This is a genomic window from Legionella sp. (genome assembly GCF_965140895.1).
Taxonomy (GTDB): domain Bacteria; phylum Pseudomonadota; class Gammaproteobacteria; order Legionellales; family Legionellaceae; genus Legionella.
Genome location: NZ_CBCSKT010000033.1, coordinates 1 through 5326 on the forward strand (window position 1 = coordinate 1; position 5326 = coordinate 5326).

The window sequence follows — 5326 nt, forward strand, 5'->3', positions numbered from 1 at the left end:
TAAATATGAGGCACTGAGGGAGATGGCTTTGAAAAAAGTAGCTTAACTGGGTTGTATCGTTTTACTTGACCACGTCACTTCTTTAATTTCCATTCTAGAAGGGAGTGATATTACCAAGGTGATTTCTATAAGTACATACTGAATTTTTGACAGCATAATCAAATTAAATGTAACACTCGCGAGAAATATATTTAATCGTTGGCTCAAATTAAAGGTAATCGGGGAAAATACTGAAATGATGAGGCTAGAACAGAGGAATACATACGTTTCTGGGTGTTCAAATGGGATCAGTTTCACCAACTGATTACTGCTGTATGCAGACATATAAAAAGCACGCGGGACAATGATCTTAGTCGATTTGTATTGAGAAACATAAATTACTATTAACAAATTTAGACAATCTACATGACTAGTTTCTATATTACTCATAAAAAATCCTTATTCATGAAACTATGATCAATACTTTATATTTCTAATAGTTGGTATTTAATTAATATTTTCTACCCTTAGAAACTGAGGGAAATTAAACCATTGTTTGATAAATAAAAAAATTAAGAAATTATCCTGGGATTTTCGAAGGTAAATATTTAACAAGATGATGCAAATAAAGGCGTGGTGAATCCTTGACAACAATACCTTACAAAATCTAAAATGCAGCTGTCAGTTAGCTTAATGTAGGATAGGTTGTAGGAAGTTGTATCGATGATAACCTCAGTTGATGAAAGAAATGGATTAGTAAAATACACTTGGTCGGAAATTCGTCATCGTTTTGAAGCAGTAGAGCCTAAATTCACGGAAATAGTTGACCATCTCTCACCAGATCATTCATATCCTCTATACATCGCTTATTATTCTTATGGGGATACTGACGCCGATACACAAAGTTCCTTATTCCCTAATATTAATGGGGGATATTTCCGAATTACAGACCCGGACGTACCAGAATATATTCTTCATCATCTTGGTTATAGTGCTAACAATACACCATTAGGAATGTTGTTAGAAAAAGAACTAGAATGTTATATCGACCTGAAAAATGAGCAAATAATCATACCTTGGCTTATATACAAACCAGGAGATATCTTCCCACTTTCTACTATCCTTAATAAAACCAAAAATCGAGTGTATACTCCAAATGGACTTTTGTCCTCAACTGCAGGAGTAAGGTCGACATTTGTGCTTCCAAATATTGGTGCAGCTATTAACCACTCAAACTTGCAACGAGATTTTAATATTAAAAGCCGCCCACCAAAGTCCACATATGATCATTGGCATATTTTTAGAGAAATAGTAAATAGCAATGAAATTCAATCTGATTGGCGTTGTTGTATAGCTTATTTTTCTGAGAAGTGGTTAACTAGCTTACATAATGATGTTGAATGGAAAGGTCTAAAGCAGTATCTGAATGAATTAGCATGGCGTCGGTATGAATATGATAGGAATAGAATCTATTATGACATCACATTTTCAATCATACAAAAGAACCGTAATTTAAAGCCAAACCCTTACTTAGTAGATACAGCCAAACATTTGTTTGCAACGGCACTTGGCGATGCACCAGGGTATGTCCCTGCAGTAGATAACAGCGCATTACCTGTAAACACCTTACAACAGGTATTTGTTGAATCTTATGGATTAAAGAAATACTGGCCTACGATAATGCAAGCAAAACATTTTAACTTTGAAACCGATTCACTTCCTATATACTATTCTTTACAACATCCATCTACCCGGGTATTTTCGCCTAGCTCTAGATCTGTTTCAAGCACTATTAATGAAATGCGAGAACTACAGCATATTATGGGAATATTTATTAATGACCTATTGGTGGAAGGGGCATTATCCTCGGATACAGTAATTGGTGAAATAGCAAAATACATTGAGTTTCAGTATTTTCATAATATTGCTGATAGTCACAAAATCATGAAAGAATCAACTGACTTGCTTAACATCGATATGCGATTTAAAAAAACTTTGTTTCCTTCTTATGAAGAGTCAACTTTTGCTGCAGATGCTTCTTTTCTAAGAGGATGTATTAGCATGAGTTCCGCTAAAACTCCAACATAGTAAGAAACAAAATATCCCTATAACCATAGAACAATACCATAAGAAATCCCCTCCCCAATATTGATATACTGCTCCACCAATGATAGGTCCAAGGACATTACTTGATGCAAATACAGTTTGGAATAATCCAAGGCCATGTCCCTTTTTACGTTCGTGGCTTCCTTCATAACAAAGCAGTTGTGCTGTTGAGACAAATAACATTTCTCCAGTTGTCCAAACTATACATGAGAAAATAGCTACTAAAAATAAAGATGAGGTGCATAATATCAGCATTCCCAAACCCATTAATAAGGCTCCCGATCCGGTTATAAAAAATTTATTTTGATTACTAAATAAATTTGTTAATGGCGTTTGGAAAACTACTATCAGAAATGTATCAAGTGTAAATAAAATGCTGACTCCCTCAACGCCATATTTCGGAAATGACGTCTGAATATATAGTGGATATGTAGATCCTAATTGAGCAATAATCAATCCAATAAGAAAAACACATATTAAAACCGGGATTATTGATTTATATTGAGGTAATTGTACTATTTGATGTTTTTCTTTTATCTGAATGTTTGCCTTTTTTTCTGTTTTTTCAAAATAGATGAACAATGCTGAGCCAATGAGCAAGAAACTAGATAAATAAAAAATGGTCTGAAATCCATAAAATGTCAAAATACCAATTAATATGCCCGATAAACCTAGTCCAAAATTTGATGCCACATGAGAAATACATATCGTTTTATACCGTAATTTTGAATCATCTTTACATTGACTAAGCATCCAGACGTTATTTGATGTTTTAAATCCATATGCAGCAAATCCAAGTAAAAAGAGGTTTGGCATTAGTGCGAATACTGACTGCAGATATATGAGGAGTAAAAATGAAACAGATTGAGCAATAAGACTAATAATAGATATTAGCCTTGGTGAAACAATATCAGAAAATTTGCCTGAAACTATACCGCCAGTGACTGTACCTAAACCATACCATGAAAGAAGCAAGCCAGCTGTACTAGGTGTATAACCTTTTGTATTTACAAAGAAGAGAGTAAGGAAAAAACAGATACCAATTGTGAATGCATTAATACCAATTAAAGTTATGCCCTGCCAACATGTTTTTGGTAGACCTAAATAATTTCTATTGTATTTCTTTGAGTAAGTTAATATAAAACTCATCATTTTTGTTTTAATCCAAGTGCATTCAAAACAGATTCATTCCTATGTGCTTTATTCTTTGGTGGAACGCATAAGGTAGATATATTTGTTAAATCAATATTAGGAAGTTGAACTAGTTTTTCATGAGTTATTTTGGGTTCAAACCCAGGGTATTGGGCTGCTTCATAAATTATTATTTCGTGAGTATCTTCATAATACTTTATTAAATGTTCAACTAATAAAGTTACACCCACTTTCTTATCTTTAGTTGATTCATGGCCTTGAATACCCAATGCATCAATTTGCCAAAGAATAAGATGGGAACATATATCGAATTGTCTTTGATGAATTAAAAAATCTGTAGCTTCAAAAGATTGGCATCCAGAAGAGCCTGGGTCAATGAGTAGATCTGCAAATAGACAATCTTCTGAAGATATTCCCGGCAAAATTCTTGCATCATATCCATTAAGTTTTGCAATCTTTACCGCTTCTAATCCCGGTTTTGAGAAAACAGCTGGATGACCATAAAGTACAAAACAAACATGCTTATTTTGATATAAATGCTCTAACACATATCTTGTAATGAGGTTATAAGCTTCAGCGCGCATAGGAGTCGAGGAATATAGGAAATCCAAAGACTCACTATTACTATTTTGCTCTTCTATCCATAGCTTTAATATAGGATCATTGACTAGATAGAGGACAATGTCAGACTGTTTAATATATGTAATTGCTTCAGTAGTTAAATGAGAAAAAAATTTAATTCCGCTACCGACAACATATAATGATGAGTTACTGGAGCTTTTGGGCATTTTAGTACTTCTACAAATTAATTGTTATACATCAAAAATGGTTGTTCTATTTGCTAGCAAGTCAGTTTTATTAAAAATGGCCTTTAAAGATTCTGCATCATTATTTTCTATTGCGATTTTAATATCAGCAGGCTTGTCTTTTAATAATTGTTTGATATCTAACTTATGGTGAGAGGTGCGAGCAATTTCTTCTAAAAGGTTGACGATATTCATTTCTTTACTCCTGATTAGCAAGTATGTCAATTTTAACACGGCAATATAGTTGATTAAAGCGTAATTAAAGAAAACCCGTTTAGTATCGAGACCTGAAAGCATCCTAAGCTTTTTTAAATAGACCACGCATTAAATACACCACTGTCCCAATCAATTTATCATTAACTTTAGTACTAAACCGAACACTAGCCCAATCTTGATTAAATGCAACCAACTCAATTTCAGGATTGGATTTTGATGCAGACAATTGTTTGTATTTACGCACAATAACTTGCTCGTCATTATCAAGTTTAGCCATTACAAGATCGCCTGGATTAGGCACAGTGTCAGGGTCAATAATTAAAACATCATTAGGCCTAAACTCAGGAACCATACTTTCATCTTTAACAATCAAAGCAAAGGTATGATTACCAATACACTCTTGCAGAGAAGAACTAATAGGAACTAAATCCACCTTTTCAACATAGTTCTCTTCTTTCATGTTCTGAATGGTTAACATCGGATTACATGCTTGCTTGGCATCAAGAATAGGAATAAGACCACCTAAGCCTGGGGTTTTAGCAGGTTTTCCCTGTCGATCATCGGATAAGCACATTAAAAACGATGGGGAGACTTCTAGTGCTTTGGCTAATAATTTAATTTCTTCAGGTCCAGGAGTTCTGTCGCCGCGTTCGTAGTTATTGATTCGGGAAGCATTAAGGTGCTCTGTTAGCTCAGCCAAAGCCTTTCTTGTGATGCCCTTTGCTGTTCGTTCCTGTTTAATCCTTAATCCAATTTTCTCTTTAATACTCATCTTCAATGACTTTTAAAATTACTTAAAACTATGATAACAGATATTGACACGTTATCAAAATGTGTTAATCTCAATTTAAATTGCTCGTTATGAGTATATTGGCTTGTATAAGAGCATGTAAGATCTTTGCAATATAACATAAACAACTTAAGGAAAAAGAATACATGGTTGGTTTTTTGATTACTCCAGAAGAGCTTGCTGCAATTTGCGGTCTACCGTATATACCCATCGCCATTGAAAGTACTGGAAATTTTTTCTGAAATGAATTAAAAGTATCGGCATTATGAGATTTCAT

The 5326-nt window shown here is 33.9% G+C and carries 6 protein-coding genes; 1 reads left to right on the forward strand and 5 read right to left on the reverse strand.

Going from position 1 to position 5326, the window contains the following annotated elements:
- Positions 1-702 precede the first annotated feature (702 nt).
- Positions 703-2067 carry a hypothetical protein gene (locus ACQY7T_RS04190; RefSeq protein ID WP_428411457.1) on the forward strand — a complete coding sequence of 455 codons (1365 nt, stop codon included), beginning with the start codon at positions 703-705 and terminating at the stop codon, positions 2065-2067.
- On the opposite strand, the gene ACQY7T_RS04195 is transcribed toward ACQY7T_RS04190, so the two are convergent.
- The 5 genes from ACQY7T_RS04195 to ACQY7T_RS04215 form a co-directional block, all read right to left on the reverse strand.
- On the reverse strand, positions 2023-3237 hold the full coding sequence (locus ACQY7T_RS04195; RefSeq protein ID WP_428411458.1) for an MFS transporter: 1215 nt from the start codon (positions 3235-3237) through the stop codon (positions 2023-2025). The genes ACQY7T_RS04190 and ACQY7T_RS04195 overlap by 45 nt on opposite strands.
- Positions 3234-4025 carry an SAM-dependent methyltransferase gene (locus tag ACQY7T_RS04200; RefSeq protein ID WP_428411459.1) on the reverse strand — a complete coding sequence of 264 codons (792 nt, stop codon included), beginning with the start codon at positions 4023-4025 and terminating at the stop codon, positions 3234-3236. The genes ACQY7T_RS04195 and ACQY7T_RS04200 overlap by 4 nt, the downstream gene beginning before the upstream one ends.
- Before the next feature lie 24 nt (positions 4026-4049).
- The gene (locus tag ACQY7T_RS04205) at positions 4050-4238 is read right to left on the reverse strand and encodes a hypothetical protein (RefSeq protein WP_428411460.1); all 189 of its coding nucleotides are present in this window, start codon (positions 4236-4238) and stop codon (positions 4050-4052) included.
- 103 nt (positions 4239-4341) lie between these two features.
- Positions 4342-5031 (reverse strand): helix-turn-helix domain-containing protein, encoded by a 690-nt coding sequence (locus ACQY7T_RS04210; RefSeq protein ID WP_428411461.1) that lies wholly within the window; start codon positions 5029-5031, stop codon positions 4342-4344.
- Between the two features lie 70 nt (positions 5032-5101).
- A partial coding sequence (locus ACQY7T_RS04215) for a hypothetical protein (protein WP_428411462.1) occupies positions 5102-5326 on the reverse strand: 225 nt, incomplete at its 5' end.

What these genes read in the sequence shown, in the direction of transcription:
- ACQY7T_RS04190 (WP_428411457.1), top strand. Translation starts at nt 703, where the DNA reads ATGATAACCTCAGTTGATGAAAGAAATGGATTAGTAAAATACACTTGG.
- ACQY7T_RS04195 (WP_428411458.1), bottom strand. Translation starts at nt 3,237, where the DNA reads ATGATGAGTTTTATATTAACTTACTCAAAGAAATACAATAGAAATTAT.
- ACQY7T_RS04200 (WP_428411459.1), bottom strand. Translation starts at nt 4,025, where the DNA reads ATGCCCAAAAGCTCCAGTAACTCATCATTATATGTTGTCGGTAGCGGA.
- ACQY7T_RS04205 (WP_428411460.1), bottom strand. Translation starts at nt 4,238, where the DNA reads ATGAATATCGTCAACCTTTTAGAAGAAATTGCTCGCACCTCTCACCAT.
- ACQY7T_RS04210 (WP_428411461.1), bottom strand. Translation starts at nt 5,031, where the DNA reads ATGAGTATTAAAGAGAAAATTGGATTAAGGATTAAACAGGAACGAACA.